The 14,348-nt window shown below is 71.9% G+C and carries 16 protein-coding genes; 7 read left to right on the forward strand and 9 right to left on the reverse strand.

The annotated features are described in order from the left end of the window. Window positions 1-25 precede the first annotated feature (25 nt). From R0145_RS12065 to R0145_RS12075, 3 genes are read left to right on the forward strand one after another with little or no spacing between them, the layout of a single operon-like run. Window positions 26-1,372, forward strand: a complete 1,347-nt coding sequence (locus R0145_RS12065) for a magnesium transporter MgtE N-terminal domain-containing protein (protein WP_317837082.1) — start codon at window positions 26-28, stop codon at window positions 1,370-1,372. Next, on the forward strand, window positions 1,356-1,892 hold the full coding sequence (locus R0145_RS12070) for a DUF1003 domain-containing protein (protein ID WP_317837083.1): 537 nt from the start codon (window positions 1,356-1,358) through the stop codon (window positions 1,890-1,892). Before R0145_RS12065 ends, R0145_RS12070 begins: the two co-directional genes overlap by 17 nt. 33 nt (window positions 1,893-1,925) lie before the next feature. After that, the gene (locus tag R0145_RS12075) at window positions 1,926-3,104 is read left to right on the forward strand and encodes an Mrp/NBP35 family ATP-binding protein (RefSeq protein WP_317837084.1); all 1,179 of its coding nucleotides are present in this window, start codon (window positions 1,926-1,928) and stop codon (window positions 3,102-3,104) included. A 42-nt stretch (window positions 3,105-3,146) separates the two neighbouring features. On the opposite strand, the gene R0145_RS12080 is transcribed toward R0145_RS12075, so the two are convergent. The 3 genes from R0145_RS12080 to dapA are packed head-to-tail and all read right to left on the reverse strand — an operon-like array spanning window position 3,147 to window position 5,586. Beyond that, a complete protein-coding gene (locus R0145_RS12080; RefSeq protein ID WP_317837086.1) occupies window positions 3,147-3,563 on the reverse strand; it encodes a Sec-independent protein translocase subunit TatB in 417 nt (138 codons plus the stop codon). A 9-nt stretch (window positions 3,564-3,572) separates the two neighbouring features. Continuing rightward, window positions 3,573-4,700: a S1C family serine protease gene (locus R0145_RS12085; RefSeq protein WP_317837087.1), complete on the reverse strand. Its 1,128-nt coding sequence runs from the start codon at window positions 4,698-4,700 to the stop codon at window positions 3,573-3,575. Beyond that, window positions 4,681-5,586: a 4-hydroxy-tetrahydrodipicolinate synthase gene (dapA, locus tag R0145_RS12090; RefSeq protein ID WP_317837088.1), complete on the reverse strand. Its 906-nt coding sequence runs from the start codon at window positions 5,584-5,586 to the stop codon at window positions 4,681-4,683. Before dapA ends, R0145_RS12085 begins: the two co-directional genes overlap by 20 nt. Before the next feature lie 125 nt (window positions 5,587-5,711). Between dapA and R0145_RS12095 the strand changes: the two genes are divergently transcribed. Continuing rightward, window positions 5,712-6,530 (forward strand): O-methyltransferase, encoded by an 819-nt coding sequence (locus R0145_RS12095; protein ID WP_317837089.1) that lies wholly within the window; start codon window positions 5,712-5,714, stop codon window positions 6,528-6,530. Window positions 6,531-6,617: 87 nt separating this feature from the next. Here the strand turns inward: R0145_RS12095 and glgC are convergent, their stop codons facing one another. Next, on the reverse strand, window positions 6,618-7,844 hold the full coding sequence (glgC, locus tag R0145_RS12100; protein ID WP_317837090.1) for a glucose-1-phosphate adenylyltransferase: 1,227 nt from the start codon (window positions 7,842-7,844) through the stop codon (window positions 6,618-6,620). Window positions 7,845-7,959: 115 nt separating this feature from the next. On the opposite strand from glgC, the gene glgA reads away from it, so the two are divergent. Continuing rightward, entirely contained in the window at window positions 7,960-9,174 is a 1,215-nt protein-coding gene (glgA, locus tag R0145_RS12105) for a glycogen synthase (protein WP_317840237.1), read from the forward strand. A gap of 79 nt (window positions 9,175-9,253) precedes the next feature. Here the strand turns inward: glgA and R0145_RS12110 are convergent, their stop codons facing one another. From R0145_RS12110 to dapE, 3 genes are read right to left on the reverse strand one after another with little or no spacing between them, the layout of a single operon-like run. After that, window positions 9,254-9,421: a DUF3117 domain-containing protein gene (locus R0145_RS12110; RefSeq protein ID WP_317689125.1), complete on the reverse strand. Its 168-nt coding sequence runs from the start codon at window positions 9,419-9,421 to the stop codon at window positions 9,254-9,256. 60 nt (window positions 9,422-9,481) lie between these two features. After that, window positions 9,482-9,658 carry a hypothetical protein gene (locus R0145_RS12115; RefSeq protein ID WP_317837091.1) on the reverse strand — a complete coding sequence of 59 codons (177 nt, stop codon included), beginning with the start codon at window positions 9,656-9,658 and terminating at the stop codon, window positions 9,482-9,484. Then, complete coding sequence (dapE, locus tag R0145_RS12120; RefSeq protein WP_317837092.1) at window positions 9,637-10,713, reverse strand: succinyl-diaminopimelate desuccinylase; 1,077 nt, start codon at window positions 10,711-10,713, stop codon at window positions 9,637-9,639. Before dapE ends, R0145_RS12115 begins: the two co-directional genes overlap by 22 nt. An 82-nt stretch (window positions 10,714-10,795) precedes the next feature. Between dapE and dapD the strand changes: the two genes are divergently transcribed. Both dapD and R0145_RS12130 read left to right on the forward strand, forming a co-directional pair. Continuing rightward, entirely contained in the window at window positions 10,796-11,728 is a 933-nt protein-coding gene (gene dapD, locus R0145_RS12125) for a 2,3,4,5-tetrahydropyridine-2,6-dicarboxylate N-succinyltransferase (protein WP_317837093.1), read from the forward strand. Further along, window positions 11,728-12,681 carry a hypothetical protein gene (locus R0145_RS12130; RefSeq protein WP_317837094.1) on the forward strand — a complete coding sequence of 318 codons (954 nt, stop codon included), beginning with the start codon at window positions 11,728-11,730 and terminating at the stop codon, window positions 12,679-12,681. Before dapD ends, R0145_RS12130 begins: the two co-directional genes overlap by 1 nt. Window positions 12,682-12,689: 8 nt before the next feature. On the opposite strand, the gene dapC is transcribed toward R0145_RS12130, so the two are convergent. Further along, entirely contained in the window at window positions 12,690-13,859 is a 1,170-nt protein-coding gene (dapC, locus tag R0145_RS12135) for a succinyldiaminopimelate transaminase (protein WP_317837095.1), read from the reverse strand. A gap of 121 nt (window positions 13,860-13,980) precedes the next feature. Next, on the reverse strand, window positions 13,981-14,304 hold the full coding sequence (gene fdxA / locus R0145_RS12140) for a ferredoxin (protein WP_317837096.1): 324 nt from the start codon (window positions 14,302-14,304) through the stop codon (window positions 13,981-13,983). Between the last annotated feature and the right edge of the window lie 44 nt (window positions 14,305-14,348).

A 14,348-nucleotide genomic window follows, 5' to 3' on the forward strand; every position in this document is an offset into this window, starting at 1 on the left:
GGAGGAGCACGATACTCTCCCCCACGTGAGCGCGAGCAGCACTTCGATCTTCGTCTCCCGGCTGCGCCGGCTGCCGGTCATGGACACCGCCGGCGACAAGCTCGGCACCGTCCGCGACGTCGTCGTCCAGGTCAGATCCGCCGGACGGGCACCGCGGGCCAAGGGCTTGGTCGTCGAGTTGTTCGCCCAGCACCGGGTGTTCGTGCCGATGGTGCGGGTCCGGACGATCTCCGCACTGCAGGTGACCATCTCGGGGGTGCTCAACACCCGGCGCTTCGAGCGGCGCGAGTCGGAGATCCTCGTCCAGCAGGACCTGTTCGACACGCAGGTCCGCCGCCGCGGGACGGACAAGCCGTCCTGGGTGTACGACGTGTCGATCCGCCAGGCCCGGTCCCACGACTGGGAGATCGACGAGGTGGCTCTGCGCTCCTCGAGCGGGCCGTTCGCCCGGCGTACGTACGACACCATCGTGGACTGGAGCGATGTCGACGTGTTCGTCGTCGGGGCCGGCCGGTCCACCCGGGAGGTGCTGGCCCGGATGGAGGACATGAAGCCCGCCGACGTCGCCCGGGAGCTGCACGACATGACCCGGGAGCGCCGCAAGGAGATCGCCGCCGCACTGGACGACGAGTCCCTGGCCGACGCCCTCGAGGAGTTGCCGGAGGACGTCCAGGTCGAACTGATCCAGGCGCTGGAGGTCGAGCGCGCGGCGGACATCCTCGAGGAGATGGATCCCGACGACGCGGCCGACCTGGTCGCCGAGCTCACCCCCGAGGTGGCCGAACGGCTGCTCGACCGGATGGAGCCCGAGGAGGCCCAGGACGTCCGCCGGCTGATGACGTACGGCGAGTTCACCGCCGGTGGTCTGATGACCCCCGAGCCGATCATCCTCGCCCCCGACGACACCGTCGCCACCGCACTGGCCCGGGTCCGGGTCGAGGACATTACCCCCGCGCTGGCCGCGATGGTCTACGTCTGCCGGTCCCCGCTGGAGGCTCCCACCGGCCGGTTCCTGGGCGCGGTGCACATCCAACGGCTGCTCCGCGAGCCGCCGTCCCTCTACGTGTCCGGGCTGGTCGACACCGAACTGGAGCCACTCCGGCCGGAGGCGCACGTCTCGACGGTGAGCCGCTACTTCGCCACCTACAACCTGGTCTGCGCCCCGGTCGTCAACGAGGACCGGCAGCTGCTCGGCGCGGTGACCGTCGACGACGTGCTCGACGCGATGCTGCCCGACGACTGGCGCGGCGACCAGATGGACGGGCTGGCCCCCAGCGAGGCGCACTGGGCCGCCGACCGGGTGACCCGCGATCTCGAGTTGCGCCGCTCCCGGTCCACGGGGAAGGAGGCCTCCGATGGCCGATCCCACTGACCGTCTCAGCACTGATCGCCTCAACACGCCCGGCCGGTCGCGATGGCGGCGCGGGTCGGACGAGGACAGCGACACCTTCGGTCGGTTCGCCGAGACCTTCGCGCGGTTCATGGGCACGCCGGCCTTCCTCGCCTGGATGACGGTCTTCGTGGTCGTCTGGTGCGCCCTCAACGTGATCGGCATCTTCGGCCTGCGGTGGGACCCCTACCCCTTCATCCTGCTGAACCTGTTCTTCTCGACTCAGGCGTCGTACTCGGCCCCACTGATCCTGCTGGCGGAGAACCGGCAGACCGACCGGGACCACGTACGCCTCGCCGAGGACCGCAAGCAGGCCGCACAGAGCCGGGCCGACACCGACTTCCTGGCCCGTGAGATCGCCGCCCTGCGCGCCTCGGTGAACGAGCTGGCGACCCGCGACTACGTCCGCTCGGAGCTGCGCAACGAGCTGCGTGAGCTGCTCACCGAACTGGACGAGGAACGCGAGCCGGCCGAGGACCGGACGCCATCCGGCCGGCCCTGAGCACCGTTGTGGCCACCGGTTAGCCTGTGGATCATGCCTGATGTCGTGACCACACCCCCGGACCACCCCCTGATGCCGGCCGTCCAGGCCGCGCTGTCACGCGTGATGGACCCCGAGATCAAACGCCCGCTGATGGAGCTGGGCATGATCCCCCGGATCGGGATCGACGCCGACGACGTGGTCACCGTCCATGTGCTGCTGACCGTCCAGTTCTGCCCGCTGCACACCACCATCAGCCAGGACGTGCAGCGGGCGGTCGGCGGCATCCCCGGTGTCGGCGGGGTGCGGGTCGACCTGGGCGTGATGACCGACGAGCAGCGCAAGGAGCTCAACGTCCGGCTCCGCGGCGGCGTGCAGCAGCACGAGATCCCGTTCGCCCGACCCGGCAACCTCACCCGGGTGCTGCTGGTCTCCTCCGGCAAGGGCGGCGTCGGCAAGTCCTCGGTGACGACGAACCTCGCCCTCGGCCTGTCCCGGGCGGGCAAGAAGGTCGCCATCCTCGACGCCGACATCTACGGCCACTCGATCCCGCCGATGCTCGGCCTGGCCGACTCCCAGCCGACGATGGTCGGCGAGTACATCATGCCGGTCCCCTACGGCGACATGTCGGTGATGTCGATCGGCATGCTCAAGCAGAGCCGCGACCAGGTGATCGCCTGGCGCGGCCCGATCCTCGACCGGGCGCTGCAGCAGATGTTGGCCGACGTGTACTGGGGCGACCTCGACTTCCTCGTCGTCGACCTGCCGCCGGGCACCGGCGACGTGGCGATGTCGCTCGGCGCGAAACTGCCGAACGCCGAGGTGATCGTCGTGACCACCCCGCAGGCGGCCGCCGCCGAGGTCGCCGAGCGGGCCGGCACGATGGCCGACATGCTGCACCAGCGGGTGATCGGCGTGATCGAGAACATGTCCTACCTGGAGACCACCTGCCCGCACTGCGGTGAGGTGCACGAGGTCGACGTCTTCGGCACCGGTGGCGGCGAGACGGTGGCCCGCACGCTGACCGCCCGGCTCGGATACGAGGTGCCGCTGCTGGCCCGGGTCCCGCTGGACCTGGCGCTGCGCGCCGGCGGCGACGAGGGCACCCCGGTCGTCGGGTCGGCGGTGGCCGGCCCGGCCGCCACGGTGATCGAGCGGGTCGCCCGGGAGCTGGCGCAGCAGTCCCGCGGACTGGTCGGCGTCCCGCTGAGCGTCACCCCGGTCGGCGACTGACGGCGGCCCTCAGGGGGCTCGGCCGGGGCACTGCCGCCGGCCCTACGTGGCTTCGGAGTCGAACGGGGCGCCGGGCACGGCGATCCCGGCGGCCCGGGCCTCCTCGGGGCTGATCACCCCGTCCCCGTCGGTGTCGATGGAGCGGCGGAAGTCCTCCGCCGCCTCGTCGATCTCGGCAGACGCGTCGCGCAGGGTCTGCACCAGGTCCTCGACCCCGTCCAGCCCGCCCTGCTTCATCACGTAGCGTCGCACCGAGCCCTTGGGGTCGGTGATGTCGAAGTCCTCGAAGCCGGGGCCGAGCTCGTTGCGGACGGTGACCTGGGCGTCGTTGGCCACCTGGCGGAAGAAGCGGATCAGCCGGGCCGCCTTGCGGGCGAGCTCGGGCAGCTTGTCGGGGCCCCACAGGATCACCGCGAGGACGACGATGACCGCGATCTCACCCGCACCCAGTCCGAACACGGGCCCAACCTATCCGACCCGACCTGAGAGGGTGACCAGTGCCTGCCCGGCGGACCCGTCCCGCCGGTAGTCGGCCACCAGGGTCTCCCCGGGCCGGTGCCGACGGACCTGCACGATCAGGGCGGTGCCGTCCGCCACGGTGACCCCGCCCAGCGTCGTCACCACGTCCCCGGCCCGTAGCCCGGCGGCCGCCGCCGGTCCCCCGGCATCGACCGAGCTGAGCCGCACGCCGACCCCGTCGGCGGTCGCCTCCGCCGAGGCCCCGAGGACCGGATAGGACACCATGCCGTCGGCAGCGAGGGCGGTGATGATCGGCAGCGCCTCGTCCAGCGGGATCGCGAAACCGAGGCCGACGCTCCCGCTGCGCGCCGGCGCCCCGTCGGCGGTCAGGATCGCGGAGTTGATGCCCACCACCCGGCCGCCGGCGTCGTAGAGCGGCCCGCCCGAGTTGCCGGGATTGATCGGGGCATCGGTCTGGATGGCATTGATGTAGGCGGTGGGGTCGCCACTCCCGGCAGTGGGATCGGCGACCTGCATCGGGCGCCCGAGGGCCGAGACGATGCCCGCGGTGACGGTCTCCTGCAGACCGTACGGCGCGCCGACTGCGATCACCGGCCGGCCGACGGCCAGCCCGGCGGAGCTGCCGAGTTGCGCCGGCACGACCGCGTCGCCGAGGCCGGAGAAGTCCACCGAGAGCACGGCGAGGTCGTATGCCCGGCTGGCGCCGAGCACCGTCGCGGTGGTGCGCCGGCCGTCGGCGACGGTGACCTCGATCCGCCCGCCCCGCACCGCGGCGGCGATCACATGGTTGTTCGTCACCACCCGGCCGCCGGCCAGCACGATCCCGGATCCGCTCCCCTCGCCGCTGGCGCCGGTGGCCCGGATCGACACGGTGGACCGCAGCGCCTCCGGAGCGAGGGCCGCGGCGTCCAGGGTGACCGGGGCCGGGGTGCCGTCTCTGGAAGCGGCCGTGCTGACCCGGGCGGACGGCGAGGCGCCGGCGCCCGGCGCGGTCCCGAACCGGGCGCCGGCGTACCCGGCGGGGACCCCGACGACGACGGCGATCACCGCGGCGAGGACGAGCGTCCCGGCGCGGCTGCCACCGGGCGACCCGGGATCAGAAGAGGTCGACGGCACGGAGCGTGTCGACGTACGCCTCGACGAGGTCGTCGGCCGGGAGCACCTGCGGCGCGCGCAGCCCGCCGACCGGGCGTCCCTGCCGGGCCAGCGTCGCCTTGACCATGCTGCACCCCTGGGCGGCGAACACCCCGGTGAAGACGGGCAACGCCCGCTGGTTGAGCCGCAGCGCCGTCGCGGCGTCACCGGCCACCCAGGCGTCGATCAGCTGCCGGGCGAGCAGTCCGGTGAAGTGGGTCGACGTCCCCACCAGACCCACCCCCCCGACGGACAGCAGCGGCAGGGTGATGGCGTCGTCACCGGCGTAGTAGGCCAGACCGGTGGCGGCGATGACCTTCGCCGACTCTACGATCTGTCCCTTGGCGTCCTTGACCGCGACGATCCGGGGGTGCTCGGCCAGCCTGACCAGGGTCTCCGTCTGCACCGGGATCCCGGCCCGGCTGGGGATGTCGTACACCACCACCGGCAGGTCGGTCGCGTCGGCGGCGGCCCGGAAGTGGCTCAGCAGTCCCTCCTGCGGGGGGCGGGAGTAGTACGGGGTGACGACCAGCAGGCCGTCCGCCCCGGCGGCCGCGGCCTGCCGGGCCAGCTCGCAGGTGTGCCGGGTGGAGTTGGTGCCGACCCCCGCGACGATGTGGGCCCGGTTCCCGACCTCGTCGACGACGGCGGCGACGAGCGCCGCCTTCTCCTCGTCGGTGGTGGTCGGGGCCTCACCGGTGGTCCCGTTGATGACCAGACCATCGTGACGCAGGTCATCCACCAGGTGCGTGGCGAGCGCCCGGGCGGAGGCCAGGTCGAGGTCGCCCTTGTCGTCGAACGGCGTCACCATGGCGGTCAACAGGCGGCCGAAAGGCGGCTCGGTGGCAGTGTGCGTGGGGTCGGTCATGGCGCGATTCTATGCCGCGGGGCCGGCCGGAGGGGTGGTCGAGGGCGCCAGGTGGACCATCACCGGAGACAGGCCGGGGCGCGCGTCCCCCTTCCACACCGGCGCTCATTGGTTAGGCTGAGTACGTGACCACTCGCAAGACCACCCAGAAGGCTGCCGCCCCGGGTCCGGCGGCGAAGAAGTCCGCGAGCTCGGACCGGATGCACGACATCTTCGCCCCCACCGCGCCCGAGACCCCGCCGGTGATCGGCCCCGCCGAGCCACCCGCCCCGGCCGACCCACGGTCCGACACCGGGGCGCCGGCACTCGGCCCGGACGAGGCAACCTGGGCGTACGCCGAGGGCTTCCGCCGGGAACGCCCGGAGGCCGCCCGCGCCCGGGAGGCCGCCGAACAGCTGGACAGCATGCCGGTCAGCCCCGGGGTGGCCACCGTGCTGACCCTCCTCGCCCGCGCGGCGCGGGCCCGTTCGGTGGTCGAGATCGGCTCCGGCACCGGCGTGTCCGGGCTGGCGCTGTACGCCGGGATGGTGCCGGAGGGGGTGCTGACCAGCATCGACGCCGACAGTGAGGTCCAGCGGGTGGCCCGCCGGATGTTCCGCGACGCAGGGGTGCCGTCCAACCGGATCCGGCTGATCGCCGGTGACGCGCTGACCGTGATGCCCAAGCTGTCCGACGCCGCGTACGACCTGGTGTTCGTCGACGGCGACATGCTGGACTGCGGCGAGTACATCGAGCAGGCCCAGCGGCTGCTGCGGCCCGACGGGGTGCTGGTGGTCAACAACGCCCTCTGGTACAACCTGGTCGCCGACCCGCAGAACGAGGACAACGAGACGATCGTCATCCGCGAGGCGCTCGAGGGCGTCGCGGCGATGGAGGACGTCTGGGTGCCGGCCCTGTTGCCGGTCGGCAACGGCCTGCTGGTCGCCTCCCGGCGCGCCTCCTGAATCCTTCCGGTCCTTTCCGGACAGGACGGCGTAGGCGTGGGCCCCACCCGGATGGATGGAGCCCACGCCTACGTCCCTACCTGACGATCAGACCGCCCTGATCACGAAGTCCTTCGGCACCACGGTGATCCCCCCGGCGGAGACGGTGAAGCCACGGGCCCGGTCGGCCTCGTGATCGACGCCCACCTCGGCGCCCCGCTCGACCACCACGTTCTTGTCCAGGATGGCCCGGCGGACCACCGCGTTGCGGCCGACCTGGGCACTGTCCATCAGGATCGACTGCTCGACCTTGGCCCACTTGTCGACCCGGACCTGCGGGGACAGCACCGAGGAGTCGACGTCGCCGCCGGAGATGATGCAGCCGGCGGACACGATGGAGTCCTCGGCGGTGCCGCGCAGGGTGAACTTCGCCCCCGGCAACTGGCGCTGGTAGCTGAAGATCGGCCAGTCGTCGTTGTAGAGGTTGAAGTTGGGCTTCACCGCGACGAGGTCCATGTGCGCGTCGAAGAACGCGTCGATGGTGCCCACGTCCCGCCAGTAGTTGCGGTCCTCCTCGGTGGCGCCGGGCACGTTGTTGTCGGTGAAGTCGTAGACCTGCGCCTCGCCCTTCGCCACGAACGCCGGGATGATGTCCCCGCCCATGTCGTGCCGGGCGTTCTCGTCGGCGGCGTCCGCCTCGAGCGCGGCGACCAGAGCGTCCTTGTCGAAGATGTAGTTGCCCATCGAGGCGAAGGACTCGTCCGGGCTGTCCGGCAGCCCCGGCGGGTCGGCCGGCTTCTCCAGGAACTGGCGGATCTTCTTGTCCTCGCCGGCATCGATGATGCCGAAGGCACTGGCCTCGGCGCGCGGCACCCGGATGCCTGCCACAGTCGCCCCGAGCCCCGAGTCGATGTGTGCCTCCAGCATCCGGCTGATGTCCATCCGGTAGATGTTGTCCGCCCCGAAGACCACGATGTAGTCCGGGTGGGCGTCCTTGATCAGGTTCATCGACTGGTAGATGGCGTCCGCGCTGCCCTGGTACCAGTGCGGACCGAGTCGCTGCTGGGCGGGCACCGGCGTGATGTAGTTGCCGAGCATGTTCGACATCCGCCAGGTGAGCGTGATGTGACGGTCGAGCGAGTGGGACTTGTACTGGGTCAGGACGGCGACCTGGAGCAGACCGGAGTTCACCATGTTCGACAGCACGAAGTCGATCAGGCGCAGCGTCCCTCCGAAGGGGACGGCCGGTTTGGCACGGTCGAGGGTGAGGGGCATCAGTCGCTTGCCCTCACCACCGGCGAGAACGATGGACAGGACCTTGGGGCGGGACGTCATGACCCGAACCTATGGCCCGCGCAGGCCACGAACAAGCGATTTGCCGAGACTCACCGGAAGTGTCACAACCCGCACCATCCGAGCGGTCGAGGTGTGCGAGCATCCTCCCATGAGCCTGAGTGTTTCGGTCCTGACCAGGGAGTACCCACCGACCATCTACGGGGGCGCCGGCGTGCATGTCCAGCAGCTCGTTCCCCAGCTCCGCGCGTTCATCGACGTCGACGTCCAGTGCATGGGTGAGCCCCGTGAGGGGGCGACCGCCCACGCGGAGAATTACCCCGCCGGGGCGAACGCGGCGCTGCGGGTGTTCGGCGCCGACCTGTCGATGGTCGCGGCCCTGCCGGAGCGGCTCGACCTGGTGCACTCCCACACCTGGTACGCGAACCTGGCCGGCCACCTGGGCGGCATCTTCCGTGAGATCCCGCACGTCGTGTCCGCCCACTCGCTGGAGCCGGACCGGCCGTGGAAGAAGGAGCAGCTCGGCGGTGGCTACAACCTCTCCTCCTGGGCGGAGCGGACCGCGTACAACGGCGCCTCGGCGGTGATCGCGGTGTCGAACGGGATGCGCCGGTCGATCCTGGCGGCCTACCCCGAGCTGGACCCGGAGAAGGTCCACGTGGTGCTCAACGGCATCGACCCGGAGGAGTTCACCCCCGATCCGCACACCGACGTCGTCGAGGGTCTGGGGATCGACCTGTCCCGTCCGTACGTCGCCTTCGTCGGCCGGATCACCCGGCAGAAGGGTCTGGTGCACCTGGTCCGGGCGGCGGAGCAGCTCGACCCCGACACCCAGCTGGTGCTGCTGGCCGGTGCCCCGGACACCCCGGAGATCGCTGCGGAGTTCAACGAGGCGTTCGCCCATCTGAAGGAGTCCCGCGGCGGTGGCGTCACCTGGGTGCAGGAGATGCTGCCGCGGCCGAGCGTACGGCAGGTGCTGGCCCACGCCACCGTGTTCGCCTGCCCGTCGATCTACGAGCCGCTGGGCATCGTGAACCTGGAGGCGATGGCCTCGGAGACGGCCGTGGTGGCCAGTGCCGTCGGCGGCATCCCGGAGGTCGTCGAGGACGGCCGGACCGGCCTGCTGGTGCCGTACGACCCGGCACAGGCCGGCGACGTGGAGTACGTGAAGGCTTTCGAGGCGCAGTTCGCGGCCCGGCTGAACGAGTTGGTGCGGGATCCGGCCCGGGCCGAGGCGATGGGCAAGGCCGGTCGTCGGCGGGCGGTGGAAGTGTTCTCCTGGCAGAAGATCGCCCGACAGACCGTCGAGGTCTACCAGCGGGCGATCGAGTACTACGCCGCGCACCCGGAGCTGCGGGCCGTCCGCGGCTGAGCCGGCAGGGGCAGGTCGGGGCGGGGTCGGGCACGCCGAGGCCCCGGGCGCGGGACCCGGGGCCGGGTGGTGGGGATGATCAGCCGACGACCGCGGCGAGTGCTCCGGCCAGCTCCGATGCCTCAGCGGGATTCATCTCGACGACGAGCCGGCCGCCCCCCTCGAGCGGGACCCGCATGACGATCCCCCGGCCTTCCTTGGTGACTTCCATGGGGCCGTCGCCGGTCCGGGGCTTCATAGCTGCCATCGTGCATCCTCACCTCGTTGGAAACGTACAAACCGCTTCCATTATCCTGCACCGGGCAAGTCAGGGGGCATCCGGGTCGAGGGCCGGGGTGTCGTCGACGGGGGTCGGCGGGTCGTCGAGCACCGGCGGTTCCGGCATCTCCCCGAAGGCGCCCCGGGCGACCGGCACGGTGAGTCCCAGCACGACCACCGCCAGGCCCACCAGCAACCAGGGCATCATCGCTGCCGGCCCAGCCATCCGGCGAGGGCGGCCCGGACCCGGCGGACCGAGGCGAGGGCGACGTACTCGTCGTCCTGGTGGGCCTTGAGCGCGTCCCCGGGACCGTAGTTCACCGCCGGCACCCCGCGCGCCGAGAACCGGGCGACGTCGGTCCAGCCGTACTTCGGTGCCGGCTCGGATCCGACCGCCCGGAGGAAGTCCCGGGCGATCGGCAGGTCCAGTCCCGGCCGCGCCCCCGGCGCCAGGTCGGTCACCACCAGCTCGTACCCGGCGAAGTACTCCCGGACGTACGCCTCCGCCTGCTCCGGGGTACGGTCCGGGGCGAAGCGGAAGTTGATCTCGGTCGTGCACCGGTCGGGGATGACGTTGCCGGCCACCCCGCCGGCGATCCGGACGGCGTTGAGCCCCTCGATGTACTCCAGTCCGTCCACGACGACCCGGCGGGGGACGTACGCCGCCAGTCGGGCCAGCAGCTCGCCGGCCCGGTGGATCGCATTGACCCCCTGCCAGGCCCGCGCGGAGTGGGCGGCCACCCCGGGGACGGTGACGGTGAACCGCATCGTGCCCTGGCAGCCCCCCTCGACCCGGGCCCCGGACGGCTCCCCGAGCACGGCGAAGTCGCCCTGCATCAGGTCGGGCCGCTCCCGCTCCACCCGGTTGAGCCCGTTGCGGGAGGCCTCCACCTCCTCGTTGTCGTAGAAGATCCAGGTGACGTCCCGGCACGGTTCCTCGAGCTCCGCGGCCAGCGAGAGGGCCACCGCCACCCCGGCCTTCATGTCGCAGGTGCCGCGGCCGTACATCCGCTCCTCGCCGTCGACCGTCCGCAGCCGCGCGGGCAGGTTGTCCGCCAGCGGCACGGTGTCGAGGTGGCCGGCGACGACCACCCGCTCGGGCCGGCCCAGCTCGGTGCGGGCGATCACGGTGTCACCGAGGCGGACCACCGCCAGGTGGCGGCAGCCCCGCAGCGCCGCCTCGACCTCGTCGGCCAGGCGGCCCTCGTGACCGCTCACCGATTCGATGTCGACGATCGTCCCGAGCAGGTCGATGACGTCCGCGCGCAGGTCCAGGGCCATGGCTGCACCCTACCCGCCGATCCCGGTCCGAGCGGTGCTCGCGGTGCGAGGGGGTTGGCCCCGACTCGGTAGAGTCGGAGCCATGAGTGACACCGTACGTACGGCACACGGCTGGGGTCTGGCCACCGTCCACGCCTCCGGCCAGGTCCTGGACACCTGGTACCCCGCACCGGCACTGGGCGAGCCCGACGGCACGGGCGCCCCGGAGTCGGTGACCGCCGGCATCGTGACCGACGGAGCCCGGGACGTACGCACCGAGGCGGTGCTCACCGTCATCGATCTGGACGCGGCCCCGGCCGGGACCGCGGACGCCTACCTGCGGCTGCACCTGCTCAGCCACACCCTGGTCCGGCCCAACACGCTCAACCTCGACGGCATCTTCGGGGTGCTGCCGAACGTCGTGTGGACCTCGGCCGGCCCGTGCGCCGTCGACGACTTCGAGGCCACCCGGGCCCGACTGCGGGCCCGGCTCGGCCACGTCACGGTGTTCTCCGTCGACAAGTTCCCGCGGATGATCGACTACGTCGTTCCCCCGGGCGTACGCCTCGCCGACGCCGACCGGGCCCGGCTGGGCGCCCATCTGGCCGAGGGCACGACGGTGATGCACGAGGGCTTCGTCAACTTCAACGCCGGCACGCTCGGTCACTCGATGGTGGAGGGCCGGATCTCGCAGGGCGTCGTCGTCGACGACGGCTCGGACATCGGCGGTGGGGCATCGATCATGGGCACCCTGTCCGGCGGCGGCAAGGAACGTGTGTCGATCGGCAAGGGCTGCCTGCTGGGTGCGAACTCCGGCATCGGCATCTCGCTGGGCGACAACTGCGTGGTCGAGGCCGGGCTGTACGTCACCGCCGGCACCAAGGTCCTGCTGCCCGACGGCGGCACCGCGAAGGCCGCCGAGCTGTCCGGGCAGAGCGGCCTGCTGTTCATCCGCAACTCACTCACCGGCGCCGTGCAGGTGCGGTCCCGCGAGGGCCGCACCGTCGAGCTGAACGCGGCGCTGCACACGAATTGATGTCCGCCCCCGGTCAACTCTCCGACCCGGAGGATCCGTACGGCCTGCCCGGCCGGGCGCGGCGCCCCCGACGGTCCGGACGCACCGGCTGCGGCATCGCGGCCGGTGTCCTGGTGCTCCTGGTGGCCGCCGCCCTGGTCGGCGGCCTGGTCTGGTTGCGGACGAACGAGTACATCCAGCCCACCCCGTTCGAACCCCGTTGCCGGCTCGTCGCCGGCGGCAACACGACGGTGCTGGACCTGGAGCAGGCCCACTATGCCGGCATCATCGTCGGCCGGGCCGTCGCCCGGGGTCTGCCCGCCAGGGCCGGGTCGATCGCGATGGCCACCGCCTACCAGGAGTCCGGCATCCGCAACCTCGACTACGGCGACCGGGACTCGGTGGGGCTGTTCCAGCAGCGGCCGTCGCAGGGCTGGGGCACCCGGGCCCAGATCCTCGATCCCTACTACGCGAGCGACGCGTTCTACACCAGCCTGCTCAAGGTGTCGGACTGGGAGACCGGTGACATCACCACGGTGGCCCAGACGGTGCAGAAGTCGGGCCACCCCGAGGCCTACCGCAAGCACGAGCAGAACGCCCGGGTGATCGCCAGCGTGCTCTCCGGCCAGACCTCCGCCGGGGTCAGCTGCGGCTACTCGACGCCGGGCGCGGCCGACGCCGCCGGGCTGGCCACCTCGATGCACCAGGCGTTGGGAGTGACGGCGAAGGTTAGCGGGGACGGAGGCACGCTGACCGCGACCGGCACCTCGGACGCACAGGCCTGGGCGATCGCCTCCCACGCGGTGATCAACGCGAGCTCGTCGGGGGTGGACAAGGTCACGTTGGCCGATCGGCAGTGGCAGTGGGCGGCCGGCAAGCTGCCGGAGTGGACCACGGTGGCGTCCACCGGCTCGCGCACGGTCACGGTCACGTTCCTGACCGCGGCCTCCGGATCGGCCACACCGGGCGCGTAGCCCGCGGGTCAGGCCGCCGCAGTCAGCCGCCGCGCCGCCGCCGCGATCCGCTCGTCGGTCGCGGTGAGGGCGATCCGGACGTGCCGGTCGCCCGCAGTGCCGTAGAAGTCGCCGGGGGCGGCCAGGATACCCAGCGCGGCCAGCCGGTCCAGGGTCGTGCGGCTGTCCTCATCGCGGGTGGCCCACAGGTAGAGCGAGCCCTCCGAATGGTCGATCCGGTAGCCGGCGGCCTCCAGCGCGGGGCGCAATATCGCGCGGCGGGCCAGATAGCGCTCGCGCTGCTCGCGCACGTGGGCATCGTCGCCCAGCAGCGCGGTCATCGCCGCCTGGACGGGTCCGGGCATCATCATCCCGGTGTGCTTGCGCAGCTCCAGCAGGTCCTGCACGATCCCGGTGTCGCCGGCGATGAACCCGGCCCGGTAGCCGGCCAGGTTCGACCGCTTCGACAGTGAGTGGCAGGCCAGCAGCCCGGTGTGGTCGTCCCCGCAGAGGTCGGGGTGCAGCACCGACCATGGTTCCGCCTCCCAGCCGAACTCGCCGTAGCACTCGTCGGAAGCGAGCACCGCGCCGGTCTCCCGGGCGTACCCGACCCAACCGCGCATCGCGGCGGCGTCGAGGATCTCCCCGGTCGGGTTGGACGGCGAGTTGAGCCAGATCAGCGCGGGCCGGACGTCCCCGAGGGTGGCCCGCAGCGAGTCGAGGTCGGTGGCCGGGACGATCCGCGCACCGACCAGCAGCGCGCCCACCGCGTACGTCGGGTAGGCCACCGCGGGCACCACGACGGTGTCGTCCGGGCCGAGGCCGAGCTGGGTGGGCAGCCAGGCGACCAGTTCCTTGGTGCCGATCACCGGCAGCACGCCCTCACGGCCCAGCCCGACGGCGCCCCAGCGCCGGGTCATCTGGTCGACGATCGCGTCGCGCAGCGCAGCCGTGCCCATCGTCGTCGGGTAACCGTGCGCGTCGGCGGCCTCCGCCAGGGCCCGGCGGGCCAGCTCGGGGGTCGGGTCCACCGGGGTGCCCACCGACAGGTCACAGATCCCGTCCGGGTGGGCCGCGGCGGTCGCCCGGGCCCCGGCGATGGTGTCCCAGGGAAAGTCCGGCAGCACGTCGGCGACGCGGCGCCGGCCCGTCCGCCCCGTCGGCGTCGATGTCCGCACGGGGCTCGGTCGGGAGGTCATATCAGCTCGATCCTGGGGTTGGGGCGCTCGGGCGTCCGCGGGGCGTACGCCGGAAACGGGTACCGCCGATCATACGACCGTGGAGCCGGTGCGCGCCCCGCGCGACGTGTCGGTCGACGGTTCAGTCCTGGTTCTGCGGTGGCAGCGCGGCGACCGCGGGGTGGTCCTTCGGCAGCGGGCCGAGCTTGGCGGCGCCGCCGGGCATGCCGAGCCCGTCGAAGAAGTGGACGTTGATGTCGTAGTAGTCCTTCCACTCCTCGGGCACATCGTCCTCGTAGAAGATCGCCTCGACCGGGCAGACCGGTTCGCAGGCGCCGCAGTCCACGCATTCCTCGGGGTGGATGTACAGCATGCGATCGCCCTCGTAGATGCAATCGACCGGACACTCGTCGACGCAGGCACGGTCCTTCACGTCGACGCAGGGCTGCGCGATGATGTACGTCACAATGAGCTCCTCTATTTCGCAGTGCCCGAGGGGCACGATCGGTG

The sequence above is a fragment of the Raineyella sp. W15-4 genome, from assembly GCF_033170155.1.
In the GTDB taxonomy this organism is placed as follows: Bacteria; Actinomycetota; Actinomycetes; order Propionibacteriales; family Propionibacteriaceae; genus Raineyella.